The organism is Bauldia sp. (assembly GCA_037200845.1).
In the GTDB taxonomy this organism is placed as follows: Bacteria; Pseudomonadota; Alphaproteobacteria; order Rhizobiales; family Kaistiaceae; genus DASZQY01.
The window spans coordinates 945490-971298 of sequence record JBBCGQ010000001.1 but is presented as its reverse complement, the minus strand read 5'-3'; the positions used below and the strand labels follow the sequence as shown (position 1 = coordinate 971298).

Annotated in this window: 21 protein-coding genes; 1 reads left to right on the top strand and 20 read right to left on the bottom strand. The window is 68.0% G+C overall.

The genetic code is table 11. From position 1 onward, the window contains the following. Window positions 1–144: 144 nt before the first annotated feature. The 12 genes from WDM94_04700 to WDM94_04645 form a co-directional block, all read right to left on the bottom strand. Complete coding sequence (locus WDM94_04700) at window positions 145–1095, bottom strand: ring-cleaving dioxygenase (protein ID MEJ0011926.1); 951 nt, start codon at window positions 1093–1095, stop codon at window positions 145–147. A 129-nt stretch (window positions 1096–1224) separates the two neighbouring features. Continuing rightward, window positions 1225–1401: a Flp family type IVb pilin gene (locus WDM94_04695; protein MEJ0011925.1), complete on the bottom strand. Its 177-nt coding sequence runs from the start codon at window positions 1399–1401 to the stop codon at window positions 1225–1227. A 157-nt stretch (window positions 1402–1558) separates the two neighbouring features. Continuing rightward, entirely contained in the window at window positions 1559–1729 is a 171-nt protein-coding gene (locus tag WDM94_04690; GenBank protein ID MEJ0011924.1) for a Flp family type IVb pilin, read from the bottom strand. 132 nt (window positions 1730–1861) lie between these two features. Further along, the gene (gene preA / locus WDM94_04685) at window positions 1862–3166 is read right to left on the bottom strand and encodes an NAD-dependent dihydropyrimidine dehydrogenase subunit PreA (GenBank protein ID MEJ0011923.1); all 1305 of its coding nucleotides are present in this window, start codon (window positions 3164–3166) and stop codon (window positions 1862–1864) included. 165 nt (window positions 3167–3331) lie between these two features. Next, window positions 3332–4684 carry an NAD(P)-dependent oxidoreductase gene (locus tag WDM94_04680; GenBank protein ID MEJ0011922.1) on the bottom strand — a complete coding sequence of 451 codons (1353 nt, stop codon included), beginning with the start codon at window positions 4682–4684 and terminating at the stop codon, window positions 3332–3334. A gap of 360 nt (window positions 4685–5044) precedes the next feature. Next, entirely contained in the window at window positions 5045–6862 is a 1818-nt protein-coding gene (locus WDM94_04675) for an ATP-binding cassette domain-containing protein (protein MEJ0011921.1), read from the bottom strand. A 160-nt stretch (window positions 6863–7022) separates the two neighbouring features. Beyond that, window positions 7023–8612, bottom strand: a complete 1590-nt coding sequence (locus WDM94_04670; GenBank protein MEJ0011920.1) for a peptide chain release factor 3 — start codon at window positions 8610–8612, stop codon at window positions 7023–7025. A gap of 58 nt (window positions 8613–8670) precedes the next feature. Then, window positions 8671–10056, bottom strand: coding sequence for an HD-GYP domain-containing protein (locus WDM94_04665; GenBank protein ID MEJ0011919.1), 1386 nt, complete (start codon window positions 10054–10056; stop codon window positions 8671–8673). 148 nt (window positions 10057–10204) lie between these two features. Next, on the bottom strand, window positions 10205–11632 hold the full coding sequence (locus tag WDM94_04660; protein ID MEJ0011918.1) for a mannose-1-phosphate guanylyltransferase/mannose-6-phosphate isomerase: 1428 nt from the start codon (window positions 11630–11632) through the stop codon (window positions 10205–10207). Window positions 11633–11715: 83 nt separating this feature from the next. Next, a complete protein-coding gene (locus tag WDM94_04655; GenBank protein MEJ0011917.1) occupies window positions 11716–12687 on the bottom strand; it encodes a hypothetical protein in 972 nt (323 codons plus the stop codon). 4 nt (window positions 12688–12691) lie between these two features. After that, entirely contained in the window at window positions 12692–15070 is a 2379-nt protein-coding gene (locus tag WDM94_04650; protein MEJ0011916.1) for a glycosyltransferase, read from the bottom strand. Between the two features lie 127 nt (window positions 15071–15197). Next, on the bottom strand, window positions 15198–17636 hold the full coding sequence (locus tag WDM94_04645; protein ID MEJ0011915.1) for an FAD-dependent oxidoreductase: 2439 nt from the start codon (window positions 17634–17636) through the stop codon (window positions 15198–15200). A 193-nt stretch (window positions 17637–17829) separates the two neighbouring features. Here WDM94_04645 and WDM94_04640 point away from each other — a divergent pair, with 193 nt between their 5' ends. Continuing rightward, window positions 17830–18309 (top strand): hypothetical protein, encoded by a 480-nt coding sequence (locus WDM94_04640; protein ID MEJ0011914.1) that lies wholly within the window; start codon window positions 17830–17832, stop codon window positions 18307–18309. On the opposite strand, the gene WDM94_04635 is transcribed toward WDM94_04640, so the two are convergent. The 8 genes from WDM94_04635 to WDM94_04600 form a co-directional block, all read right to left on the bottom strand. Next, on the bottom strand, window positions 18306–19217 hold the full coding sequence (locus WDM94_04635) for a phosphotransferase (protein MEJ0011913.1): 912 nt from the start codon (window positions 19215–19217) through the stop codon (window positions 18306–18308). The two genes, WDM94_04640 and WDM94_04635, sit on opposite strands and share 4 nt — an antisense overlap. Window positions 19218–19289: 72 nt before the next feature. Further along, the gene (locus WDM94_04630; GenBank protein ID MEJ0011912.1) at window positions 19290–20816 is read right to left on the bottom strand and encodes a copper resistance protein CopC; all 1527 of its coding nucleotides are present in this window, start codon (window positions 20814–20816) and stop codon (window positions 19290–19292) included. Window positions 20817–20825: 9 nt separating this feature from the next. Then, entirely contained in the window at window positions 20826–21359 is a 534-nt protein-coding gene (locus WDM94_04625) for a YcnI family protein (protein MEJ0011911.1), read from the bottom strand. Between the two features lie 64 nt (window positions 21360–21423). Then, window positions 21424–21783: a hypothetical protein gene (locus tag WDM94_04620; protein MEJ0011910.1), complete on the bottom strand. Its 360-nt coding sequence runs from the start codon at window positions 21781–21783 to the stop codon at window positions 21424–21426. A 58-nt stretch (window positions 21784–21841) separates the two neighbouring features. Further along, the gene (locus WDM94_04615; protein MEJ0011909.1) at window positions 21842–22342 is read right to left on the bottom strand and encodes a DUF892 family protein; all 501 of its coding nucleotides are present in this window, start codon (window positions 22340–22342) and stop codon (window positions 21842–21844) included. Window positions 22343–22412: 70 nt separating this feature from the next. Then, window positions 22413–22784, bottom strand: a complete 372-nt coding sequence (locus tag WDM94_04610) for a response regulator (GenBank protein MEJ0011908.1) — start codon at window positions 22782–22784, stop codon at window positions 22413–22415. Further along, window positions 22781–24643 (bottom strand): PAS domain S-box protein, encoded by a 1863-nt coding sequence (locus tag WDM94_04605; GenBank protein ID MEJ0011907.1) that lies wholly within the window; start codon window positions 24641–24643, stop codon window positions 22781–22783. Before WDM94_04605 ends, WDM94_04610 begins: the two co-directional genes overlap by 4 nt. 209 nt (window positions 24644–24852) lie before the next feature. Further along, window positions 24853–25740, bottom strand: a complete 888-nt coding sequence (locus tag WDM94_04600) for an EamA family transporter (protein ID MEJ0011906.1) — start codon at window positions 25738–25740, stop codon at window positions 24853–24855. Window positions 25741–25809 lie beyond the last annotated feature (69 nt).

Sequence of the window (25809 nt, the reverse complement as noted above, 5' to 3'; positions counted from 1 at the left end):
ACCACGCTTCGCGTGGTCCCCCTCCCTGTAAAGGGGAGGGACAAGTGGAGTTCCGCTCGCGCAGCAGAGTCCGCTTTACTCCCCTTGCGGGGAGGTCGAAATCGCGTCAGCGATTTCGGGTGGGGGCGCGGCGCCCGACCCGAACTAAATCGGCTTCAGCCCAGCCTCGATCTCCGCGCGGCGTCCCTCGAGGAACGGCGGCAGCGACAGTTTCTGGCCCAAGGTCGCCAGCGGCTCGTCGCTGGCGAAGCCCGGGCCGTCGGTGGCGATCTCGAACAGAATGCCGTTCGGCTCGCGGAAATAGAGGCTCTGGAAATAGAAGCGGTCGACCTTGCCGGAATTCGGCACGCCCAGCGAACGCAGGCGTTCGACCCAGGCGTTGTAGCCGGCCTCGTCGGGCGTGCGGAAGGCGACGTGATGGGCGCCGCCGCGGCCGGAACGGGCGCGCTCGGCGTTCGGCTCGACGGTGACGTGGAGTTCGGCCGCGGCACCGCCCTCGCCCATCTCGTAGACATGGACGCGCGGGCCGCTGCCATCGGCAGCGGCGCCGTATTCGCGCACCGCCGTCATGCCCATGACGCGGGTCAGGATCGAGTCGGTCGGCTTGAGGTCGGGGACGCTCAGCGTGATCGGGCCAAGGCCGCGGATCTGGTGCCTTGCCGGCACCGAACTCGCCGCCCACGGGTGGGCGTCGCCGGCGCCGCCGTCGTCGATCAGCGCGAGACGCTGGCCTTCCGGGTCCTCGAACTGGATGGTGGCGCGGCTGTCGCGGAGCTTCGTGCCGGTGTTGGCGATGCCGGCGTCGGTCAGCCGCTTCGCCCACCATTCGAGGCTCGCCTCGCCGCCGACGCGGAGCGCAGTGCGCACGATCGCGTTGGTGCCGCGACGCTCAGGCGCGGCCGGCCAGTCGAAGAAGGTGAGGTCGCTGCCGGGCGAGCCGAGGCCGTCGGCGTAGAACAGATGATAGGCGGTGACGTCGTCCTGGTTGACCGTCTTCTTGACGAGACGCAGCCCGAGCTGCCCGGTGTAGAATTCGACGTTGCCCTTGGCGTTCGCCGAGATCGCCGTCAGATGATGAATGCCGCCAAGTTGCATGCGCTTGCCCCTTCGAACCACAGCGGCGCGCATATAAGACGGCCGCTCAGCCGGTGCGACTGCTGCCGACGCAGGGCTGGGTTGCGGGACGATTGTCGCCGAAGGCGGGCGGCGGCGGTGTGACGCGCGTCACCCGGCGGCGGCGCTCATCTTCGCACCGAGGTTCGTGTAGACGACGTTGAGGCTGGTGCCGAGCGCCAAAGCGCCGGCGATGATCGCAATGCTGATCAACGTGCCGATCAGCGCGTACTCGATCGAGGTCGCGCCCGAGTCGCTGATGAGAAACCGTGCCACGAGCTGTCTCATGCGGCGTAGCCTAGGGACCACGAGTTTCGAGAAAGTGACGAAGCGTGGTTAGCCGGCGGCTAACGTCAACGCTTTCTTGGCCATCCGGCGCGGGCCGTCCGGAAACGGCGGCGGGCGCGGGGATGAACCCCGCGCCCGCCGATAGCGTCGTCCAGACTTAGCTGACCGAGATCTTGGTCGAGATGTTGCTGAACACCTGGTTGAGGCTGGTGCCGAGAAGGCCGGCACCGACAATCAGGGCAACGGCGATGAGCGTGGCGATGAGGCCGTACTCGATGGCGGTCGCACCCGACTCCTCACGGAGGAAGCGAGACATAAGTTTGGTCATGGTCGTAAGGTCCCTGCGGTTTGAAACGCAGGCGTACGATGGCGCACATTTCTTGACAGAACGTGAGGAAGATTAGTTACCGGGCGTCCGCCTTAACCATTCAAAACGCCGGCGGCATTCCTCTAAAATTTTCTATTCGGCCGGTTCGACGACTCGCGACGGGTTGTTCGGATGCTGCGTCCAGTTGCGATATCCAGTCGTCGGGCCGCCGCCGTGAGGATCCGCACCGACGGTGATCTGCTCCATCGTGATGCAATCTTCGACCGGGCAGACGTTCACGCAAAGGTTACAACCGACGCACTCGCTGTCGATCACTTCGAAGTGACGACGGCCATCCTTCATCGACGTGATCGCCTGATGCGAGGTGTCCTCGCAGACGACGTGGCAGCGGCCGCACTCGATGCACAGGTCCTGATCGATGCGCGCCTTGGTGACGTAGTTGAGATTGAGATACTTCCAGTCCGACACGTTCGGCACGGCGCGGCCGACGAGATCGCCGAGCTTCATCTGGCGCTCGTCGAGATAGCGCGACAGGCCGGAGGCCATTTCCTCAACGATGCGGAAACCATAGGTCATCGCGGCGGTGCAGATCTGCACGTTGCCGGCGCCGAGCGCCATGAACTCGGCGGCGTCGCGCCAGTTGGTAATTCCACCAATGCCGGAAATTGGCATGCCGCGGGTGTCGTCGTCGCGCGCGATCTCCGAAACCATCGACAGCGCGATCGGCTTCACCGCCGGGCCGCAGTAGCCGCCGTGGCTGCCCTTGCCGTCGATGGTCGGCTCCGGCGCGAAGTCGTCGAGGTTGACCGAGGTAATGGAGTTGATCGTGTTGATCAGCGATACGGCATCGGCGCCGCCGGCCCTGGCAGCGCGCGCCGGGCGGCGGATGTCGGTGATGTTGGGCGTCAGCTTGACGATCACCGGCATGCGCGTCGCTTCCTTGCACCAGCGCACGACCATCTCGATGTATTCCGGCACCTGGCCGACGGCCGAGCCCATGCCGCGCTCGCTCATGCCGTGCGGGCAGCCGAAGTTGAGCTCGACGCCATCGGCGCCGGTCTCCTCGACCATCGGCAGGATCGTCTTCCAGCTTTTTTCCTCGCACGGCACCATCAGCGAGACGACGACGGCGCGATCCGGCCAGGCGCGCTTCACTTCCTTGATCTCGCGGAGGTTCACCTCGAGCGGGCGGTCGGTGATCAGCTCGATGTTGTTGAGGCCGATCAGGCGGCGGTCGCCGGAGTGGATGGCGCCGTAGCGCGGGCCGGAGACGTTGACCACCGGCGGATCCTCGCCGAGCGTCTTCCACACGACGCCGCCCCACCCGGCCTTGAAGGCGCGGACGACGTTGTATTCCTTGTCGGTCGGCGGCGCCGAGGCCAGCCAGAACGGGTTCGGCGATTTGATGCCGACGAAATCGGAACGAAGGTCAGCCATGGTCAGCCTCCTCGGGCTGCGTGTGCCGAATGGGTGGGCGCCCCCTCCACCATGCTTCGCATGGTCCCCCTCCCCCGCTTCGCAGGGGAGGACCGTCGGCGCAACCGGCGGTGCTCCCCCGTTTACAGGGGAGCTGTCGGCGCAGCCGACTGAGGGGGCGCGGGTTCATGCGGTGAGTGCGCGATGGATGGATTCAGCCGCGACTTTGCCGTCCTGCACGGCGGCCACGGTCAGATCCTCGCCGCCGAAGACGCAATCGCCGCCCGCCCAGACTCCGTTGGCCGACGTGCGGCGCTCGGCATCGACCTTGATACGGCCGCCCTGCAGCTCGATCGGCTCGGCGTTGCCGTTCAGGCCGGCCGGCGTCAGCGTCTGGCCGATCGCCTTGAAGACGACGTCGGCGTCCAGCGTGAACGTCTCGCCGGTGCCGACCAGCCTGCCGTCACGCTCGGCGGTGTATTCGAACTCGGCGGCGACGACGTTGCCGCCGTTGGTCACCAGCCGCTTCGGCATGGCGTTGAACTTGATCCTGACGCCGTCGGTCTGCGCCAATTCGCGCTCGTAGCTGCTGGCGCCCATCTTCTCCGGTCCGCGGCGGTAGACGATGGTCACGTCCTCGGCGCCGAGGCGCTTAGATTGCGAGGCGATGTCGATGGCGGTCATGCCGCCGCCGACGACGACGACGCGCCGGCCGACGGGGAGCGTCGCGAGGTCGGTCGCCTGGCGGATCCCGGCGATGTAGTCGACCGCGTCCTCCACGCCGGAGGCGTTTTCGTCGGCGATGTTGAGGGCGTTGACGCCGCCAAGGCCGATCGCGAGGAACACGGCATCGTACGAACGACGCAGTTCGCCAAGCGCGATGTCGCGGCCGAGCGCGCGGTCGTTTTCCACCGTGATGCCGCCGATCGACAGGACGAAATCGACCTCGGCCTGGGCGAAGTTGTTCGGCGATTTATACGCGGCGATGCCGTACTCGTTGAGGCCGCCGGCCTTGGGCCTGGCGTCATAGATGACAACGTCGTGGCCGTGCATGGCGAGGCGGTGCGCGCACGACAGGCCGGCAGGGCCGGCGCCGACGACGGCGACGCGCTTGCCCGTGGGCGCCGCACGCTCGAATGGCTGGCGGCCGTCTTCCTTCATCATCACGTCGGTGGCGTAGCGCTGCAGCTCGCCGATGCGCACCGGCTTGCCCTCGGCAGCTTCGCGGACGCAGGCCTCCTCGCACAATGTCTCGGTCGGGCAGACGCGGGCGCACATGCCGCCGAGGATGTTTTCCTCGAGGATGGTCTCGGCCGCGCTCTTCGGGTTGCCGTAGCGGATCTCGCGGATGAACATCGCGATGTCGATGCCCGTCGGGCACGCATTCATGCACGGCGCGTCGTAACAGAAGTAGCAGCGATCGGCCTCGACGACGGCCTGATGGGCGTCGAGCGGCGGGTTGAGGTCGCTGAAATTCGCGGCGTAGTCTTCCGCCAGAAGCCGCCCGGAGGCGATGTCAGGTACGCGTTCCACGGCCATCGGCCATCACTCCGCGCCTCATCCGGCGCATGACGCCGGTCCCCAAGATTTGTCCATTTGGACAAATTCCAGAGTTGAGGTCAAGCGCAAGAAGTGGGCGCGGCGCATGGGAATTGGGCGGACAGCTCGTGCATATCGTGGCGGACGACGTCGAGGAGGAGAGACACCCCTCCCCAAAACCGCGTCGCGGTTTTGGCCCTCCCACAGGGGAGAGCTCAAGCGGAGTTTGTTGGAGCGTGGCGTTTCAACAAGCCGAACCCTCCCCTTGCGGGAGGGTCAAACGGCCGAAGGCCGTTTGGGGAGGGGCCGCGCTCTACGTTCCCTCGCCTTCCCGCCGCCAGAGTTCGCCGACCTCGTCTGCTACGTCCCCTCCACCGCCTCCCGCAGCATCTCCACCCGCAGCCATTCCTCCTCGGCCTTGCCGAGGTCGGCCTTGGCCATGGCGAGCGCCATGGTCGTCTTGGTGAAGGTCGTCGGATCCTTGCGGTAGAGGTCGGCCGCCGACAGCGCCGCCTCGAGGCGCTTGATCTCGGCGGCCAGCTTCTCCATGCGGCCGGGCAGCGTCTTCAGCGCGTGCTGCTCGGCGAAGCTCAGCTTCCGTTTCGGCCTCGGCGGCGCCGTCGGCGCCATCGCGATGCCCGCCGGTCCCGGCCTCGTCTTTTCCTTCGCCGGCGCTGCTGCCGCCGTCGGCGCGCGCTGCGCCAGCATGTCGGTGTAGCCGCCGGCGTATTCCTGCCAGGTGCCGTCGCCTTCCGCCGCGATCACCGAGGTCACGACGCGATCGAGGAAGTCGCGGTCGTGGCTGACCAGGATCAGCGTGCCGGGATAGGCGGCGAGCATCTCCTGCAGCAGATCGAGCGTCTCGAGGTCGAGGTCGTTGGTCGGCTCGTCGAGCACCATCAGGTTCGACGGCTTGGCCAACGCGCGCGCCAGCATCAGGCGGCCGCGCTCGCCGCCCGAGAGTGCCTTGACCGGCGTGCGCGCCTGCTCGGGGCGGAAAAGAAAATCCTTGAGGTAGCCGATGACGTGGCGCACCTCGCCGCCGATGACGACGGCGTCGCCGCGGCCATCGGTCAGCACGTTGGCGACGGTGGTTTCCGGATCGAGCGACTCGCGCTTCTGGTCGAGGGTCGCGATCTCGAGGTTGGTGCCGACGCGGATGATGCCGCTATCCGGCGCCAGCATGCCGGTGAGCAGATTGATCAGCGTCGTCTTGCCGGCGCCGTTCGGCCCGACGATGCCGAGGCGATCGCCGCGATCGATGCGGGTCGAGAAATCGCGCACGATGGCGCGGTCGCCGTAGCTCTTGGCGATGGCGGTCGCCTCGACGACGAGCTTGCCGGAAACCTTGGCATCCTGCACGTTCAGCGACACGTCGCCCTGCGGCCGGGTGGCGCGGAGCTGCTTGCGCTCGGCGCGCAGGCCATGCAGGTCGCCGAGGCGCTTCTGGTTGCGCTTGCGCCGCGCGCTGACGCCGTAGCGCAGCCAATGTTCCTCGTTGACGATCTTGCGGTCGAGCTTGTGGGCGGCGAGCTCCTCCTCGGCCAGCACCTCGTCGCGCCACGCCTCGAAATCGGCGAAGCCCTTGTCGAGCCGGCGCGTCTCGCCGCGGTCGAGCCATACGGTGGCGTTCGACAGATTTTCGAGGAAGCGGCGGTCGTGGCTGACCATCACGATGGCGGAGCGCATATCTTTCAGCGCCGTCTCCAGCCCCTCGATCGCCGCTAGGTCGAGATGGTTAGTCGGCTCGTCGAGCAGCAGGATGTCGGGCTCCGGCGCCAGCACGCGCGCCAGCGCAGCGCGGCGCGCCTCGCCGCCGGAGAGGCGCGACGGCTCCTCGTCGCCGGTGAGGCCCAGCGTCTCGAGCAGGTAGCGCGCGCGGTGCGCCGGGTCGTCGCCGGTCATGCCGGCCTCGACGAACGCCAGCGTCGTGGCGAAGCCGGTGAGGTCGGGCACCTGCGGCAGGTAGCGCAGCGTCGTGCCGGGCTGCAGGAAGCGCGTGCCGGTATCGGATTTCACCTCGCCGGCGGCGATCTTCATCAGCGTCGATTTGCCCGAGCCGTTGCGGCCGACGAGGCACAGGCGCTCGCGCTCGCTGACCGACAGTTCGGCCTGCGTCAGCAGCGGCGTGCCGCCGAAGGTGAGGGCGATGTTCTGGAGGAGAAGAAGCGGGGGCATGGTTACGCTCGCCGCCTGTGGAGGAGGCGCGCGAGGCCTCCCCTCCCCGCTTCCCCCGCGAAAGCGGGGGCCCAGGTATCAACAATAGACGCGAGATCCCGTATGCGGCACCTGGATCGCCGCTTTCGCGGGGAAAGCGGAGAGTGGGCTAAGGCCATCATCACGCCGCCGCAGTGTGGCGCTGGTAGTCCTTGACGTCGGAGAACGTCAGCTTGGGCGCGCGCTGGATCTCGTAGTTCAAGAGAAACGCCGACGGCGCCATGAACACCGGCGCGCCGTCGAGGTCCTCGGCCATGTCGCCGCGGTGGGCCGCGATGAAGGCGTCGCGGTCGGCGGGATCGTCGGCGGCGATCCAGCGGCCGACGGTGAAGCGCGGCTGCTCGAATTCGATCTCGAGGTCGTATTCCTGCGCCAAACGCGCCTTCAGCACGTCGAGCTGCAGGGCGCCGACGACGCCGACGATCTGCGGCGAGCCGTCGAGCGGCATGAACACCTGCACGACGCCCTCCTCCGCCATCTGGCGGAGCGCCTCGCGCAGTTTCTTGGCGCGCATGGCGTCGGCGACGCGGACGCGGCGCAAAATTTCCGGCGCGAAGCTCGGCACGCCGCGGAAGTTGAGCGTCTCGCCCTCGGTCAGCGTGTCGCCGATGCGGAGCGTGCCATGGTTGGGGATGCCAACGATGTCGCCGGCCCAGGCTTCGTCGGCAACGGTGCGCTCGCGAGCGAAGAAGAATTGCGGCGCGTTGAGGCTCATCGGCTTGCCGGTGCGCATCAGCTTCGCCTTCATGCCACGTGTCAGCTTGCCGGAGCAGACGCGGACGAAGGCGATGCGGTCGCGGTGGTTGGGATCCATGTTCGCCTGGATCTTGAAGACGAGGCCGGTCATTGCCGGTTCGTCCGGCGTCACGGTGCGCTCTTCGGCGACGCGCGGCAGCGGCGACGGCGCGATCGCCGCGAGGCGGTCGATCAGGTCGCGGACGCCGAAGTTGCGGAGCGCCGAGCCGAACAGCACCGGCGTCAGGTGGCCCTCGCGGAACGAGGTCTCGTCGTAGGGGCGGCAGGCAGCCTTGGCGAGCGCGATCTCCTCGGCGACGGTCTCGGCCTCCGCCTCGGGCAGGAATTTCGCGAAGGCGGCCGCATCGAGGTTCCCCGCAGACGCGGGCTCGGCGCCGAGATCGTCAAGGCGGCGGACGACGTTCTTCTCCAGGTCGAAAACGCCGGCGAAGCTGCGGCCGGAACCCAGCGGCCACGACAGCGGCGCGGTGTCGAGCGCCAGGCGCTTCTCGATCTCCTCGAGCAGTTCGAAGGGATGGCGGCCGTCGCGGTCGAGCTTGTTGATGAAGGTGATGATCGGGATGTCGCGGAGCCTGCAGACCTCGAACAGCTTCAGCGTGCGCGCCTCGATGCCCTTGGCGGCGTCGATGACCATGACGGCGGAATCGACCGCGGACAGCGTCCGGTAGGTGTCCTCGCTGAAGTCTTCGTGGCCGGGCGTGTCGAGCAGATTGAAGATCAGGCCGTCGTGCTCGAAGGTCATGACGGATGTGACGATCGAAATGCCGCGCTCGCGCTCCATCGCCATCCAGTCGGAACGCGTCTGGGCGCCGCTCTTCTTGGCTCGCACCTCGCCCGCCAACTGGATCGCGCCGCCGAAAAGCAGGAGCTTCTCGGTCAGCGTCGTTTTGCCGGCGTCGGGATGCGAAATGATCGCAAACGTGCGGCGGAGGGAGGATGGGGTCGGAGCGGACATCGGGCGTGGGTTCTAGCGCATGGGGAGCGGAGGGCAAGGTGCCCTCCCCCATGTGGCGCTAGGTGCGGCGCTTCGCCAGCGCGATCCGGAGCGCGGTGAAGCAGCGCGGGTCGATCGCGCTGCCGACTTCGGCCGCCATGATCTCCAGCGCGGTGTCTTCCGGCAGGGCGTCGCGGTAGGGCCGCTTGGCGGTCAGCGCGTCGAAGATGTCGGCGGTCGTCAGAATGCGCGTTTCCATCGCGATCTCGTCGCCGGCGAGGCCGTGCGGGTAGCCCTTGCCGTCGAGGCGCTCGTGATGGGCGCCGGCGACGCGGGCGAGTTCGGCGAAGGCGGCGATGCGCGACAGGATCGTCTCGGTCAGGGCGGCGTGCTGGCGCATGGCGTCGCGCTCCGCGGTGGTCAACCGGGCGGGCTTGTCGAGGATGGCGCTGGAGACGCCGAGCTTGCCGATATCGTGGAGCAGCGCGCCGCGCTTCAGCCAGCGGCGGCGTTCCTCCGGGAAGCCCAGCTCGGCGGCGATCATGTCGGCAAAGGCGGCGACCCGCGAGGAATGGCCGCTGGTATACGGGCTTTTCGAGTCGACGACCTCGGCGAAGGCTTCGGCAATATCGTCGAGGAAATCGTCATCCAGAGTCTTGGCCTGGCGGCCCGGCTCAAGCTCGAGGATGGTGCTTTCGAGGTGCGGCGAGGCCAGCCCCTCCCAGAAGCCGAGCTTGCCCTGCGCGCGCGTGAAGGCTGCGACCAGCGCCGGGTCGAACCACGAGCCGGCGCGGCGGGCGACTTCCTTGCGCGTCTCGATGCGGCCGTAGGCAGTGTTGAACACATCGACGACCTGCGCCAGCAGCGCGATGCGGGCATAGACCGGGATCGCCTCGCCCTTCTTGCCGGCGGGGTTGCCGCTGCCGTCCCAATGTTCGTCGAGGTCGTGGATGCCGCTCGCGACGCGTTCCGAGAAGCGCAGGCGGCGGGCGATGTCGGCCCCGCGCTCGCAGCGCGTCTTGATAATCTCGTTAGCGACGCGCGGGGTCTGCGGCACGACCGACAGGATCGTCTGCACGCGGTCGGCGAGGCTCGCGGCGCCGGCGGTGTGCGAGACGACGAAGCCGAGCAGCGCCGGCAGGCTGGTGCCGACGATCTTGACGTCGTGCTTGAACAGCAGATCGTCGGTCTTGTAGAGCGCGGAGATGCGGGCGGCGTTGGACGAGCAGCCGACGTCCTTGAGGAGCAGCGTGTAGTAGAGTTCCCACAACTCGGTCTCGGCGAGGCCGAGCTCGCGGCCGATCGCGGTGCCGATCCAGCAGCAGCGGACGCAGTGCCCTTCCGGCTGGCCCTCGGTCAGGTCCAGCGCATGGCTCAGCGCGCTCAGAAGCTCGGAGAGGCGGAGCGCCTCTTCGTCGGCCGCCGGCGTGGGCGAGATAATTTTAAGCGTGGTGGCAGGCGGCACGCGCGGTTTCCCGGATTGGTCGGACACGGAAGCGCGCGACTCGTGAATAATACGTAGCCGTCGCCCACTGGAATGGAGTCAGATACGGCGGAATCGGCGGCGCGGTTTCGGCCGCTCTCGCGGGCTGGTTTACGGACGGTAAACGCGCCTAGGCGTCTTTGCGGCCGTAGTCGTCCTGCAGGCGGACGATGTCGTCCTCGCCGAGATAGTCGCCGATCTGCACCTCGATCAGCGTCATCGGCTCCCTGCCCGGGTTGGCCATGCGGTGGATGTGGCCGAGCGGGATGTGCACCGACTCGTTCGGGTTCACGCGGATCGTCTTCAGGTTATCCATGTCGGGGCCGATGGTGATGTCGGCGATGCCCGAGACCACGGTCCAGTGCTCGGCGCGGTGGAAATGCTTCTGCAGCGACAGGCGGGCGCCGGATGTCACTACGATGCGTTTCACCTGATGGCGCGGACCCTGATCGAGGGACTGGTAGTTGCCCCATGGCCGGAAGTGGCGGACGAAGTCGCCGAAGTTCGCCTCGGGCTTGGCCTGCACGGCGGCGACCAGTTCCTTGACCTCGGCGGCGCGCGAGCGCGTCGTCACCAGGATCGAGCCGTCGGCCGCGACGACCACCAGATCGCCGACGCCGACGACGCCGACGGTGTCGGTCTCGCTCGAGACGTAGTTGTCCTTGGCATCGACGAACGTGACGTTGCCGACCGCGACGTTGCCGTCCTCGTCCTTCTGGCTCTCGTCCCAGACCGACGACCAGGTGCCGAGATCGTTCCAGTCGAAGTCGGCAGGCACGACCACGGCGAGCTTCGTCTTCTCCATGACGGCGTAGTCGATGGATTTTTTCGGCGCGGCCTCGAAGGCGGCCTTGTCGATCGTCGTGACGTTGCCGTCGACCTGGCCGGCGGCGACTGCCTTCCGCGCGGCGGCGCCTATCTCGGCGGCGTAGGCGTCGAGCTCCGACAGCGCGACCGAGGCGCGCATGAGGAAGATGCCGGAGTTCCAGAGGTAGCCGTCCTTGACCAGTTCGGCGGCGCGCTTGGCGTCGGGCTTCTCGACGAACTGCTCGACCGCCTTGGCGGTGCCTTGGCCGGTCGCGGCGCCCGGCTTGATGTAGCCGAAGGCGGTCGAGGCGCCGCGCGGCTTCACCCCGAAGACGACGATGCGGCCGGCTTCGGCGGCGGGCAGCGCGGCGTCGACGACGCTCGCGAAGGCGTCGCCATCGTCGATGAGATGATCGGCCGCGAGCACGAGTATCACGGCGTTCTTGTCCTTAGACACGGCAAAGGCGGCCGCCGCGCCGACCGCGGCGGCGGTGTCGCGCGCCATCGGCTCAAGCAGCAGGGCGGCGCTCACACCGGCCTTCTCCAACGCAGTCTCGACCAAATAACGATGGTCGGCGCTGGTGACGATCAGCGGCTCGGCGTAGCGGCCGCGGTCGGCGATGCGGGTGAGCGTCAGCGCAAACGTCGATTGACCGTCGACGAGCGGCAGGAAAGGCTTCGGCGCGTCGAGCCGGGAGGCAGGCCACAGGCGCGTTCCGGCGCCGCCGGACATGATGACAGGAACGATCACGCGACCCTCATTCGAAACGAGAAGGAGGCTAGGTAGCGAAAAACCACGACGATGGGAACGGGGCGCCGTTAGCGCCGCCGTTGCTAGACGTCGGCGCGGCGGGGCTGGGCCTGGGTGTGCTTCAGCCAGTCGAGCATCTCGGTGACGCTGGCGGTAGCGAGCGCAATGCTCGAATCCGCGGCGCCGTAATAGATGCGAACCTCGCCGTCCTGCTCGACCCAGCCGCACGGGAACACGACCTTGTCCACGTCGCCGAAGCGCTCGTAGTCCTGCTCCGGCTGGAAGATCCATTCGTCGCCGCGCGAGATGACCTGCGTCGGATTTTCCAGATCGAGCAGCGCCAGGCCGAGGCGATAGATGGCGCCGGAGGCGTTGATGCGCACGCCGTGATACATCAGCAGCCAGCCTTCCGGGGTCCACAGCGGCGGCGGCGACAGGCCGATCTTGTTGGCGTCCCACCAGCCACCGCGGCGCGCCCACAAGAGGATGTGGTGATCGCCCCAATGCTTCAGGTCGGGCGACCACGACAGCCAGATATGCGCGCCGGAGGCCGACGTCGTCGGCACCGGACGATGCAGCATCGCCCAGCGGCCCTTGAACTTGACCGGGAAGAGCGCCGCGTCCTTGTCGTCGGGCGGCATCACGGGGCCCAGACGCTGGAAGGTCTGGAAGTCGGTGGTGGTGGCCATCGAGACCAGCGGACCGCCGACGGAGAAGGCGGTGTAGCAGATGACGTATTTCTTCTGGTCCTCGATGTAGGTGATGCGCGGATCCTCGACGCCCCAGATCTCCTCCGGGTATTTCTCCGGCGAGGGCAGGAACGTCGGCTCCTTGTCGAAGCGCCAGTTGGAGACGCCGTCCTTGGAGCGGGCGACAGTCAAGTGCGAGTGACCGCGAAAATCTTCGACGCGGATCATTAGCAGCGTTTCGCCCTCGAACAGCGTGGCGCCGGGATTGAACACGGTGCTCGCGCGGTATGGCAGATCCTTTGCCGTGATGATCGGGTTCGCCTTGTGGCGGGTGAACAGTTCGCGGAAAGGAGCCTGGGTCAGCATCTGTTCAACCTCGAATGTGGGGGGCGCCGACGGCGCGCTCGGGAACGGGCGCGCTGTTCGAAGGCACGGGCGACGCGCGACGCGCCGTGGTGATGTCGCGTACGGCGACGGACGCTGTGCCGGTGGCGATGTGCATCGCGAGCAGCGAGTGCAGCCAGGCGAGCGTCGATTCCGCGCCCTGGTTGTGGTTCAGCCCCTCGGGCTGCAGGCCGTCGCGGCAGCCGCCGGTGGCGTGGTCGCAGACCGGCTGGCCGAGATCGTTGCGGCCGAGGAACCATTCGAAGGCGCGGCGGGCGACATCCAGCCACTGGTGGTCGCCGGTGGCGCGGAAAGCTTCCAGCGCGGCGTCCGTCATGTGCTGGACCTCGATCGGCTGCTGGTCGAAACGCGCCTGCACACCGTCGCGGCTGAACCAGCCGCGATTGCCGATCGGGACGAAATGCCCCTTGGGATCGGTCTGCAGCTCGCTCAGCCACTGCAGCGTACGCAGGCCGGTGTCGATCATTTCCTGCCGGCCGAGGCGATTGCCGGCGCCGATCAAGGCATGCGGCAGAAGGCCGTTGGCGTAGGTAAGCGTCTCCTCCGGCCACGGCCAGTCGGCTTTCGCGTTGAGCGTGAACGCCTCCAGTATCCGCTCCGCCAGAACGAGATGAGCCCGGCGGACTTCGGTCGCTCCGCTGAAGCGCCGGAGGTACGCCTCGACGCCCAGCAGCGAGTAAGCGACGGCGCGCGGCGACTCGAGCTCGATGGCCCGGGGCAGCGCGCGTTCGAACAGCGCCATGGCGGCCGCCGCCATGCTTTGTGACGGAGAATCGAGCACGGTCTGGCCCAGCGCCCAGAGGGCGCGGCCATGCGAATCCTCGCTGCCTTCCTCCTCCTTCCAGCGGCGGTCGTAGCCCATGAAATTCCGGAAGCGGCCGTTCTGCTCGTTGTAGGCCTGCTGCAGGAACGACAGGTAGCGGTGCGCGAGCACGCCGCGATCGTCGTCCCTATCGGCAAGCACATGCTGCGTCTGCAGCGTGACGATCAGCGCACGCGCATTGTCGTCGGTGCAGTAGCCGTGGTCGCGGTCGGGAATGTCGAAGCGTGCGTGTTGCAGGATGCCGGTGTCGTCGGTCAGCACGCGCAGATGGTCGAGCCGCGGATACGGCAGGTCGAGCGCCGTCGATTCCAGCGTCTTCATCCGGTAGACGCGCGGCCGCACGCCGCGCTCGCGGCGCACGTCGCGGAACAGGCGCAGGTATTGCTGTGCGACTTCGCTCCATATCATCGGGCGGGCGCGGAGATAGGCGCGCTTGCGCATGGCGTTGCGCTCGATGTCGTTGGACAGAAGCTCGGTGATCGCCGCGCCGGTCGCCTTCGCGTCCTTGAAGGGAACAAGGACGCCGTGGTTATCGGCGAGCATCTCCTCGGCGTACCAGTACGGCGTCGACACGATGGCCTTGCCGGCGCCCAGCGCATACGACAGCACGCCGGAGACGATCTGCTCGCGGCCGAGATAGGGCGTGACGACGACGTCGGCCGCCGACAGGAAGGCCAGCAGTGTCGGCGTGTCGATAAACTGATTGTAGAAGACGACGTTGTCGCCCACGCCGAGGTCGAGCGCCTTGCGCTGGAGCATCTGGCGATACGCTTCGCCCTCGCGCCGTTTCACCTCGGGGTGGGTGGCGCCGAGGATCGCGAAGATCGCCTCAGGGTGAACCTTGACGATGTCGGGCAGCGCCTCGATGACGTATTCGAGGCCCTTGCCTTCCGAGAGAAGGCCGAAGGTGAGGATCACCTTCTTGCCGACCAGATCGAACTGGTCCTTGTTGTAGGACGTGTCGAGGAACGGCATGTCGGGCACGCCGTGCGGGATCACCGCGACGCGCTCCTTGGGGATGCCGTAGACCGAGGTGAGCACCTGCTCGGCCATCTCGCTCATCACGACGACGCGGTCGGAGAATTCGCCGATCGCCCGGATGATGTCCTTCTGCTCGGAGTTCGGTTCTTTGAGCACGGTATGCAGCGTCGTCACCACCGGCATGCGGAGATTTTCGAGCGGTCGGAGGATGTAGCTGCCGGCCGAGCCGCCGTAGATGCCGAACTCGTGCTGCAGGCTGACGGCCTCGACCTGATTCATGTTCAGGAAATCGACGGCCTTGCGGTAGTCGGCGAGACTCTTCTGCGCGATCTCGAAATGCACCTCGGGCGGGTAATCATAATTTTCCGCACCGTCGTTGAGCGCGACCGACCACCATTCGGTCGATGCTGCTTCCTTCGACAGCGCGGTCAGCAGATCGTTGGAAAACGTGGCAATGCCACAGCGACGAGGAACGTACGTCCCGATAAAAGACACCTTCTTCGGTCCGCTACGACGTTTGGTCGGCTGATCTGCAGGCATGGGCCCTCCTTCAACGAGTGAGGAGAACGCCCGGCCGGCGGAAAGGTTCGGTGCAGTGCAAAAGAATCTCTGCGCTGCGTGTGGCAGAAATGTGCGCCGCTCGTTTTCCCCACGAAAGCGGAGATAGTCACGCCTTGATGCGCGAGCCCGCCGGATCGTAGAGCGGACCCACATGCAACGCGGCGGGCACACGAACGGTCGCAACTTCCAGTTCGTAGGTGCCGGAATTCAGATATTCGTCCGAGACGCCGGCGGGATTGCGCACGTAGCCCATGCCGATGTTCGCGCCGACCGTGTAGCCCCAGCCGCCGGAGGTCAGGTAGCCCACGCGCTCGCCGTTGCGGAAGATGGTCTCGCGGCCGACCAGCGCGATTTTGGGATCAGCGACCGTGAAGGTCATCAGCCGCTTCACCAGCGGCGCGGTCGCTGATTTCTCCACCGCCTCGCGGCCGAGAAATGGCTGCGCGGATTTCAGCTTCACCGCCCAGCCGAGGCCGGCCTGCAGCGGAGTGTCGTTCGGCGTGATGTCCTGCCCCCAGGCGCGGTAGCCCTTCTCCAGCCGCAGCGACTCGATGGCGCGGTAGCCGGCGGGCGCGATGCCGTGCGGCGCGCCGGCGGCGATCAGGGCGTCGAAGACGACGCCGGTGTCGGCGATCGGCATGTGTAGCTCCCAGCCGAGCTCGCCGACGTAGGTGACGCGGAGGGCACGGACCTTGCGGCCGGCGAGCGTCAGCTCGCGCACCGCGCCGAAGGGGAACGCGGCGTTCGATATGTCGGCATCAGTGACGGCGGCCAGCACATCGCGGGCGCGCGGACCGAACAGCGACAGCGTGCCGTACTGCTCGGTGACGTCGGTGAGCGTCGCGTCCAATCCCAGCGGCGTGTTCTGCCTGATCCAGGCGAAGTCATGCGTGCGGAAGCCGGTGCCGGTGACGATATAGAAGTGATCCTCCGCCAGGCGGGCGACTGTGAGGTCGCACTCGATGCCGCCGCGGGAGTTGAGCAACTGCGTATATGTCAGCCGGCCAGGCGCCTTGGCGACGTCGTTGGCGGCGATCCACGACAGAGCCTTCGCCGCGTCCCTGCCCCGCATCTCGAATTTCGCGAATGACGACTGGTCGAAGATCGCGACGCGTTCGCGGCACGCCTCGTGCTCGCGGCCGACGTGATCGAACCAGTTGCCGCGGCCGAAGGTGTAAACGTCGCGCGGCTCAACGCTCTCGGGCGCGAACCAGTTGGCGCGCTCCCAGCCGAGCTTCGAGCCGAACACCGCGCGGCGAGTCTTCAGCCGCTCGTAGAGCGGCGAGACGATGCGCGGGCGGCCGCTCTCGTATTCCTCCAGCGGGTACGCGACCGTGTAGTGCTTGCCGTAGGCCTCCAGCGTGCGCTCGCGGGTCCACGCCTTGTCCTTGTGCAGCTCGGAGAAGCGGCGGATGTCGACGACCCAGAGGTCCATCGGCTGCTCGCCGCGCGCCACCCAATCGGCGAGCACCCACCCTGCCCCGCCGCCGGACGCGATGCCGAAGGCGTTGAAGCCGGCGCCGACGAAGAAGTTGCGCACCTCGGGCGCCTCGCCGAGGATGAAGTTGCCGTCCGGCGTGAACGACTCCGGCCCGTTGATCATCTGCTTGATGCCGGCGGTCTCCAGCGCCGGGATGCGCTGCAGCGCAGCGCTCATGTGCTGCTCGAAATGGCCCCAGTCGTCTTCCAACAACTGGAACTCGAAGTCGTCGGGCGCATCGCCGGTGACCCACGCCACCGGGTCGGGCTCGTAGCCGCCGAAGACGAGGCCGCCGACTTCCTCCTTGAAGTAGGTCCGCAGATCCGGATCGCGGATGGTTGCCATGCCCGGCTCGATGCCGGCGATCTTCTCGGTGATCACGTACTGATGCTTGACCGGCTGGAGCGGCACGCTGACGCCGGCGAGCGCCGCTACCTGGCGCGACCAGAGGCCGGCGCAGACGACGACCTTCTCGCACGCAATGGTCCCCTCGCTGGTGCGGACGCCGACGACGCGGCCGTCGCGGACGTCGAAGCCGGTGCAGGCGACGCCCTCGTGGAATTTCGCGCCGTGGGTGCGCGCGCCTCGTGCCAGCGACTGGGCAATGTCGGAGGGCGAAGCCTGCCCGTCGCTCGGCATGAAGGTCGCGCCGACGAGATCGTGCGTCTCAAGCAGCGGCCAGAGTTTCCTCGCCTCCGCCGGCGACAGCAGATGCATGTCGAGGCCGAAGGAGCCGGCGGTCGTCGCCTGGCGACGGAATTCGGTCCAGCGGTCGGCGTTGGTGGCGAGCCGCAGGCAGCCGGTCTGGCGCCAGCCGGTGGCGAGCCCGGTCTCGGCCTCGAGCTTCTTGTAGAGCTCGACCGAGCAACGCAGCACCTGCGTGATCGATGCCGACGAGCGGAGCTGGCCGACGAGTCCGGCGGCGTGCCAGGTCGAGCCGCCGGTCAGCTTGCCGCGCTCGATCAGCACGACATCGGCCTTGTGGTCACGGGCGAGATGGTAGGCGGTGGAGCAGCCGATGATCCCGCCGCCGATGACGACGACGCCCGCCCGATCGGGAATCATGTGGTTGCGCCTCCCCTTCCGGGGCGGTTATGGCACGGAAAACCGCAGTCCGGAACGGCAAGCGGCAGTGGCAGTGCTGCAACAGTGCAACGCTAACGGGCATGATAAAACTGAGATATTCGGGCGCTAGCGTCATTGCGGTCGGCGATTCGGTGAACGCGTCGAAGCGGCGAAACGGACGCGGGGGGAGCACATGAGAGGGTTGGGATGGCTGGCCGCGGCGGGGTTCGCCGCGCTTTCGGCGTCGGCGATGTCAGCGTCGGCCGCGCCGGTCGACAACAATCAGCTCATCGCCTGCGAGCCCAGCCGGGCCGACGTCGCCTCGGTCGATGTCGAGGACCTGCGCTTCGGGCTGAAGGCGACTTACGTGTGGGCGAGCGCCACCATCCACGTCACCCTGCGCGACGGGCGCACGCGCGAATATGCGCTGAGCGGCCGCGCCGATCCCATCGAGAAGACGCCGCGGCCGAACAGGGCCAGGGCCGGCTTCGCCTATTCGGACTTCACCTGCATCGTGCAGTACCGCGCGATCATGTCGGTCAGAAATTGCGCCGCGGCGCGGAAGCAGCGGTCGTGCGAGGTGGGCGTCACCGTGTTCGGCGTGCCGGTGGTCTATTCGGTGTCAATGACGGCCGAGCGCAACAAGATCGTCGAAGCTTCGACGGTGCCCTAGGCGCGCTGGCGGGCCTTGCGCGCGGCGTTGGCGGCGACGAAGCGGCCGAGATAATCCTCGGTGTAGGCGGCGTAGTCGAAATCGAGCTGCGATGTGATCTCCGACACCATGCTCCACATCGTTTCGCGCAGCAGCGAGGCGCATTTCATCGCGTTGTAGCTGGTCCACAGACGCTGGTCGGGCGTGCGGCCAAAGTAGGCGACCAGCAGGCGCTCCTCCTGCTCGGGCGAGAATTCGGCGTTGGAGGCGAGGTTCGACAGATCGAACAGCGGCGAGTTCCAGCCGGCGTAGTCCCAGTCGATCACCCAGATGCGCTTGCCGTCGTCGATGAAGTTCGATGGCAGCAGGTCGTTGTGGCCGAAGACGAAGTCGACTGGGCCGACCTCGAGCTCGAGACCCTCGGCGATATCGACCAGTTCCGGCAGACGCGGCGCGTGGCGGCTCTTCCGCTCCGTGAGCGTGTGGGCGTAGTCGCGGATGACGTGGAACACCCAGAAGGCGAGCAGCGGGCCGCGCAGATGGTGCGGCATGTCGCGGTGGACGCGCTTAAGCATCGGCACGATGCGCGTCAGCCGCGCCGGGTCGCGGACGTCGGCGGCGGTGAGCGTCGTGCCGGCGATGTAGCGGATGACGAGGATGCCGGCCTCGATGTGCACGACCTCGGGCGAGACGCCGGAGTCGAACGCGGCCTTGGAGGCGGCGTGTTCGTTGAAACGCAGGATCTGGTGGACGGGAATGTCGTCGCCGACGCGCACGACGTAGCGCTCGCCGGCGTCCTCGACCGTGAAATTCATGTTGGTGATGCCGCCGGGCAGCCGCACCGGCGTGACCTTGCCCTTCCAGATCGGCAGGCGGGCGGCGCGCTCTATGGCGTGCTTCTCCCGCGTGGCCGCCGTCGCGTCCGTCATCGTCACCCTCGCCGCCCGACACTTATCCGGCGAATAGATACCATTGGCCGGGATTTGGCCAAGTGGCGCCTGTCACGCGGGCGGAACGTCGAAGCTCTGCTCCAGCGTCACCTGATCGAAGTCGGTGACCAGGATGTCGATCTTCGCCGTCCACTTTCCAGGTGCCGGCAGTATCAGATCGTCGATCCGCCACAGGGCGCCGTCGAGGTGCTTGGCCTCCCGGCGGATGGCCTCGATGCCGGCCGCCGGGTTGGTCAGCGTCAGGGTCACGGACTTCGCGTCGAGCAGACCGAAGTCGCCCGACTGGATCGCCAGCGATACCGCGACGGGACCGGGGCCGCCGGGCGTCAGGCTGACATCGGCCATCGCCTTCTCGCCGTGGATATGGAAATGGAGCGGCGTCGCCTGGACCTCGACCTCCGCCAGCGTGCGCGGCGGCGGGGTGAAGCGCCAGGTCGCGACGAGCCCGAGGATCAGGATCGCGAGGATGACCTCGGCGACGATGGCGCGGCGCAGGCCGCGGATATCGGCGCGCGGCGTCAGGCGGTAGCGGTTCCATGCCGCGATGGCGAGGAGCAGGACCACGAGCGCGATCTTGGCTGCGAGGATGCGGCCGTAGGTGGTCTCCCACAGCGCGGAGATGGCGCCCAACTGCGCGACGGCCAGCGCTATGCCCGACGCTACGAGCGTCAGAATCGGCAGGGGCGCGATGCGCGAGAAGCGGGCGAGCGCGCCGGTGCGGACGGTCGCGGCAAGCGGGATCAGCGCGCCCAGCCAGAACGCGATGCTGATGCCGTGGACGAAGACGGCGACACGGGCGAAGGGAGGCGCGTCGGCGGAATGCCCGCTGGCGGCGAGCGCGGCGCCGACGAGCGCGAGCGCGACCGCGGTGGACCATCGTTGCGGGGCTGCCGCCAGCAACAGCGCGACGACCGCGATCGCGATCGTGTAGGCGTAGCTGGTCGCCAGCGCCGCCGCCCACGGCCCGCGCGTCGCGAGCGCGGCGAACGGCGCGTCGACGACGTCGAGGCCCTGAAGTGCGAACGAAGCGGCGGCGGCGACGATGCCAACGCCGATGCTCAGGCGAACGAAGCGCGCCGGGCCGGCCGGCAGCGGGCCATCCGCGATCCACGCCGCGAAGAACGCGCCGCCGACGCCGGCGAACAGGCCGAGGTAGAGCAGCAGCCGCGCTGCCCAGATGGCGACGGCGCGGCCGGCCGGCGATGCGGGCGGCGACGCCATGGTCATGGTCGAGATGCCGCCGACGGAGAAGACGACCGAGCCGCCGACGGGGTGGCCGTCGGCGGAGATGACGCGCCAGCTCAGCGCATGCGTGCCCTTCGCCAACGCCGGCGCCGCCGCCGATACCGTCGCGTTGCGCGCGACGACGCCGGCAAGATCGGTGCCGCTGCCGTCGGGTTCGATCAGACGGAGCGCGATCGGCGAGACCGGCTCGTCGAAGGTGAGCACGAATGCCGATGGCGCCTCCGCCACCACGCTGCCGTCGGCGGGATTGGCCGTCAGCAGCGTGGCGTGCGCAAAGGCGTTGCCGGCGCCCGCGAGCGCCAGCAACGATGCGAGGGCAAGCGCACGGAGCATCGGCGGCGCCTAGTCGCCGTCGCCCGCGGCGGGCGTCAGCGTCACGCTGGGCGCCGGGCGCTCGCTCTCCTGCGCCTTCTTGCCGAGCGCCGGTATCTCGATCCAGCGTTCGGTGCCCGAGGCGCATTCCTGTACGACCGGGAAGTAGAGCGCGTCGCCGGGCTTCAGGTCGGCGGTGACATAGGTGCTGACGACGAACTCGTCGTAGAATTCGTCGGGAAGGTTGCCGCCGGTGAAATCGACCTCGGTGACGCCTTCGGTCAGCGTGTCGCCGTAAAGCTTGTAGGGCTTGGCGTAGGCGGCCTTGACGGTGGCCACCTTCCAGCCGGGCTTCGGCTGCGGCTTCACCGAGATGACGCCGTCCGGAATCTTGATGCGGATGGCGACGGTCGGCGATCCGCCGCAGCCATGGGGCACGCGGAACACGGCCTTGTAGCTGCCACCGACGGCGGCCTGCTGTTTTTCCAGCGTGATATGGGCGGAAGCGGCGAGCGGGAATGCGAGGACGGCGCCGAACGCCGCGGCGAAATGGAATCTGGGCATGGTGTGACTCCGGGCGCGGCACGCGATGCGGCCGCCGGGGTTGAAGCAATGGTGGAGGTTCGGTTCAGGCCGCCGGAGGCGGGCCGCGCGGCGCCGCCGATTCGACGACGCGGGTCGGCAGGACCGAGACGGTCGCCGCGGCCGGCGGCGCGATTGCGATCGCCACCGGCGCCGGCAGGGATGCATCGGACGGCGGCGCCGCGGCGCAGGCACCGAGGCCGCAAAGCGCGCACGGCGTATGCTCGGCCGGCGCGTGGTCCGGCGAAGCCGGAGACGACGCGTGCGCGTCGATCGTGCAAACGACGAGCAGCGGGCCGGCTTGCGCACCCGCAGGCGCCGCCATGGCGCCCATGCCGAGCGCGTGCAGGAGCACGAGATAGGCCGCCAGCACTGCCACGAAGCGGCGGAGGGTGTTGCCCGTCATGGGCCGGAGATTGCCACAACGGCGGGCGCGGCGGAACTGGCCGCGCCCGGAAGGCGGGCTACGCCGCTTCGGCTTCCTGGTTGACCACGGTCTCGGCGATCTCGGTCAGCGCCTCGTCGGTCGCTTCCTCCTCGTCGAGGGTCGCCTGCAGCAGCTCGACCGCATCGTCGAGACCTAGCTCCTGCGCCCAGGTGCGCAGCGTGCCGTAGCGCGAGATTTCGTAGTGCTCAACCGCCTGCGCCGCCGCGAGCAGCCCTGCATCGAGCGCCGGCGAGCCCTTGTATTCCTTCATGATCTCGGCGCCCTCTTCGGTGATGCCCATGATCGCGTCGCAGGTCTTGGCCTGGGGCTTCTTGTCGATCATGCCGAAGACTTCCTCGAGGCGCTCGACGTGGCCCGCCGTCTCGCCGCGATGCTTGGCGAACGCCGCCTTCAGGTCGGCGCTCTGCGCCGCCTTTTCCATCTTGGGCAGCGTCGACAGGATCTTCTTCTCGGCGAAGTAGATGTCCTTCAACGTGTCGTGGAAAAGAACGTCGAGGGTTTTCGGCATCTTGGCCATGGGGTGCTCCGGCGGCAGGGGAAGTCTCCCTCTGCAACACCGGCCCGCCCGACTCGTTCCGAGGCTTCGCCTACGGTGCAGTATGGGACAATACGGTGCTGAGCGCGCGAGCGAGCTTGTCGCGGGTGTAGGGCTTGTCGAGGACCACGGCCGTCCCCCTGGCCACCGCCGGCGCAGCGCCGTAGCCGGTGGCGAACACGATCGGCACGCCGCGCCCGATCAGCGCCTCGGCGACCGGGTCGATGCGCTCCTCGCGCACGTTGACGTCGAGGATCGCGGCATCGAGCTCGCGGATGGTGCGGGCGAGCAGCATGCCGCGCGCGATCGTCGAGGCGGTGCCGACGACGAGCGCGCCGAGTTCGGCCAGCATGTCCTCGACCATCGCCGAGACGAGGCCCTCGTCTTCCACCACCAGAATGCGCTTGCCTTCGATCAGGCTCAAAGCTCACCGGAAAGGCGCGGCAGGTGGGCTTCCATCGAGCAGATCAGGCCGTCCTCGCGGAAGTCCATCGCGATCTCCCCGTCGAGGTCCTGCTCGACGGTGCGCTCGACCAGACGAGAGCCGAAGCCGCGGCGCGTCGGCGCCGTGACCGGCGGGCCGCCGCGCTCGCGCCAGACGACGCGGAGGCCGTTCGGCTCGTCCATCCACGCCCACTCGAGCGAGACATGGCCGCCGTCGTTGGAGAGGGCACCGTATTTGGTGGCGTTGGTGGACAGCTCGTGCAGCGCCATGGCGATGGCGAGGGCCTCCTTCGGCTGCAGCGACACGTCCGGTCCCATCAGCGTGACGCGCTCGCGGTTGACGTCGCGCACCTGCAGCACGTCGCCGGCGACGCGCTCGAGCGAGGCGCCCTTCCAGTTCGCCTCGGTGAGCAGATTGTGCGCCGTCGCCAGCGCCACCAGCCGCCCTTCGAAGGCGGCGCGCGCGTCGGGCGAGGTATCGTTGCCGCGGAAGGTCTGGTGCGCGATGCTCTGCACCACGGCCAGCGTGTTCTTGACGCGATGGTTGAGCTCGGCGAGCAGCAGGTCGCGCTGCGACTCGGCCTGCTTGCGGTAGCTGATGTCGACGACGGAGGCGAGCGTCATCGGCCCGCCGCTCATCTCGATCGGGCTAAGGCCGACCTCGACCGGCACCTCGCTGCCGTCCTTGCGGATGGCGCGGGTCTCGGCGCCCTCGCCCAGCGGCTTCGGCTCGGCGCGGGCGTGGCCGTCGGGGATCAGCGTGGCGATATCGCGCGCGGCGAGTTCCTCGCGGGTGAAGCCGAACAGGCGCTCGGCCTGCGCGTTGGCGAGCACGATGCGGCCTTCGGCGTCGGTCATCATCATGCTCGATGGCGCGGCCTCGACGGCGAGGCGGAAGCGCTCCTCGCTGGCGCGCAGCCGGCTTTCGCCTTCCTCGCGTTCGGTGACATCGACGTTGACGCCGATCATGCCGAGGAATTCGCCCTTGGCCGAGAAGTGCGGCTTGGCGTTGGTCTCCAGTATGCGGTAGGCGCCGTCGGCGTTGCGGAAGCGGCCCTTCACCGTCACCTCGGTCTGATGCATGGTCGCCTCCACCATGCGTCCGGTGATGCGGGCCTCGTCCTCGGGATGCATCGTATCGCGCCAGTCGAAGGTCGCGATCTGGTCCTCGCCGACACCCCAGAAGGTGCGCAGCATCGTGTTGAGGCGGACGCAGCGGCCGACCGGATCGCTGATCCAGATCATCACCGGCGCGTGCTCCGACATCAGGCGGAAGCGTTCCTCGGAGGTGCGCAATTCTTCTTCGGCGAGCTGGCGCGCATTCTCGGCGCGGATGCGCTCGATGCTGAAGCCGACCTGCCGCGCGATGGCGATGGCGAGGTCGGTCTCGTGCGGCGCGAAGATGTGCGGCGTGCGGTAGTAGGTCATGAACTTGCCGATGACGACGCCCTGCGCGACCAGCGGAATGAAGGCGAGGCCGCGGATGCCTTCGCGCTTTATCGCGGCCTTGATCGGCGCCGGCTCGTCGGCGAGGTCGGCATCCTCGACGAAGATCGGCAGCGGATCGCGCTCGGCTGTCGTCCACGGCGAGTGGCCTTCGACGGCCTTCACGTATTCGTCGGACAGCCCCCGCCAGGCGACGAAGCGCATGACGCCGGCCTTGTCGAACAGGAGGATGGAGGCGCGGCCGGTGCCGAGCGTGGTGAGGATCGCATCGAGCGCGGCCTCGTAAACGTCGCTGGAGCTGCGGGCGCGGTAGAGGGCGTCGGTCAGGCGGTAGAGGGCGGCGAGCTCATCGACCTGGGCAACGAGGGTGGTCGGAGCGGAACCCGATCGCACGGAAGACATTTTTACAGCCGGTTCCCTTGGATCCACGCTTCACCCCGAGGAGCGCATCGTGCGAGCAGAGCTAGTTCCTCTTTGTCGCCAAAGCCTTAACCTCGCCAAGGGCAATCACTAACCCTCCCCCGACAGGCATAAACGTCGCCCGCCGCCGCTTTGTTCCATGGCGTACGGAGGCCTCGCGGGTGCTGTCTGGCGTCTCGCGCTCAGGTTGCGGGGGCGCGGCGGCGGGCGAAAATCATGTCGCGGGCAGCGATCACGGCGCCGAGCGTGATGAGGACGCAGGCGAGCGCCACCGACCAGGTGAAGACGCCGAAGCCGGCGGCGAGCAGGACGATAGTGGACAGCAGCGGCGCCGCATAGGAGAGCGCGCCGAGCACCATGATGTCGCCGTGCTTGACGCCGTAGTCCCAGGCGTAGAACGCGGCGCCGAGCGGCAGCGCGCCGAGCAGCGCGACCGCGATCCATTGCGTCGGCGTCGCGGGCCACACCGTCGGTTCCAGCGCGATGTGCAGCGCCAGCGTGACGACGGCGGTGACGAGGCAGAAGCCGGCGACGACGTCGGTCGGGACGCTGCCGAAGCGGCGCGACAGCACCGAGTAGCCGGACCAGATGAAGGCGCAGGCGAGCGCCATGAGGTGGCCGGGCTTGATGCCATCGGCGAGGCCGACGCTGCCGCCTTTGGTTATCGCCACGACCGCGCCGGCCAGTCCCAGCGCGACGCCGATGACGTGGTGCAGCTTCAGCTTCTCGCCGGGCAGGAACGCCGCGAAGACGACGATGAGCAGCGGCCAGAGGTAGGCGATGAGGCTCGCCTCGACCGGCGGCGCCGACTGGATCGCGAAGAAATAGAAGCAGTGGTAGAGGGCGAGCCCGCCGATGCCGAGCGCCCACACTCGCCACGGCTGGCGAAGCGAGGCGATGGCCGCGGGGCGGAAGATCCAGCTCACCGCGCCGACGAGGCCGCCGATAGTGAAGGCCATCGCCGCCAACTGGAAGGGCGGGATCGCGCCGGACGCCGTCGTCAGCAGCGCGAGGAACGACCACGTGAGGATCGCCGCGCAGCCGATGAGAGTGGATGTGGTCTTGCTCAACGCCGTTCCCGAGCTGCCCGTGCCGCCGGTCTCTTAGAGCGGCCCGAACGGCGTAGCGTCAATCTCGTC

What these genes read in the sequence shown, in the direction of transcription:
- WDM94_04700 (MEJ0011926.1), bottom strand. Translation starts at nt 1,095, where the DNA reads ATGCAACTTGGCGGCATTCATCATCTGACGGCGATCTCGGCGAACGCC.
- WDM94_04695 (MEJ0011925.1), bottom strand. Translation starts at nt 1,401, where the DNA reads ATGAGACAGCTCGTGGCACGGTTTCTCATCAGCGACTCGGGCGCGACC.
- WDM94_04690 (MEJ0011924.1), bottom strand. Translation starts at nt 1,729, where the DNA reads ATGACCAAACTTATGTCTCGCTTCCTCCGTGAGGAGTCGGGTGCGACC.
- preA (MEJ0011923.1), bottom strand. Translation starts at nt 3,166, where the DNA reads ATGGCTGACCTTCGTTCCGATTTCGTCGGCATCAAATCGCCGAACCCG.
- WDM94_04680 (MEJ0011922.1), bottom strand. Translation starts at nt 4,684, where the DNA reads ATGGCCGTGGAACGCGTACCTGACATCGCCTCCGGGCGGCTTCTGGCG.
- WDM94_04675 (MEJ0011921.1), bottom strand. Translation starts at nt 6,862, where the DNA reads ATGCCCCCGCTTCTTCTCCTCCAGAACATCGCCCTCACCTTCGGCGGC.
- WDM94_04670 (MEJ0011920.1), bottom strand. Translation starts at nt 8,612, where the DNA reads ATGTCCGCTCCGACCCCATCCTCCCTCCGCCGCACGTTTGCGATCATT.
- WDM94_04655 (MEJ0011917.1), bottom strand. Translation starts at nt 12,687, where the DNA reads ATGCTGACCCAGGCTCCTTTCCGCGAACTGTTCACCCGCCACAAGGCG.
- WDM94_04650 (MEJ0011916.1), bottom strand. Translation starts at nt 15,070, where the DNA reads ATGCCTGCAGATCAGCCGACCAAACGTCGTAGCGGACCGAAGAAGGTG.
- WDM94_04645 (MEJ0011915.1), bottom strand. Translation starts at nt 17,636, where the DNA reads ATGATTCCCGATCGGGCGGGCGTCGTCGTCATCGGCGGCGGGATCATC.
- WDM94_04640 (MEJ0011914.1), top strand. Translation starts at nt 17,830, where the DNA reads ATGAGAGGGTTGGGATGGCTGGCCGCGGCGGGGTTCGCCGCGCTTTCG.
- WDM94_04635 (MEJ0011913.1), bottom strand. Translation starts at nt 19,217, where the DNA reads ATGACGGACGCGACGGCGGCCACGCGGGAGAAGCACGCCATAGAGCGC.
- WDM94_04630 (MEJ0011912.1), bottom strand. Translation starts at nt 20,816, where the DNA reads ATGCTCCGTGCGCTTGCCCTCGCATCGTTGCTGGCGCTCGCGGGCGCC.
- WDM94_04625 (MEJ0011911.1), bottom strand. Translation starts at nt 21,359, where the DNA reads ATGCCCAGATTCCATTTCGCCGCGGCGTTCGGCGCCGTCCTCGCATTC.
- WDM94_04620 (MEJ0011910.1), bottom strand. Translation starts at nt 21,783, where the DNA reads ATGACGGGCAACACCCTCCGCCGCTTCGTGGCAGTGCTGGCGGCCTAT.
- WDM94_04615 (MEJ0011909.1), bottom strand. Translation starts at nt 22,342, where the DNA reads ATGGCCAAGATGCCGAAAACCCTCGACGTTCTTTTCCACGACACGTTG.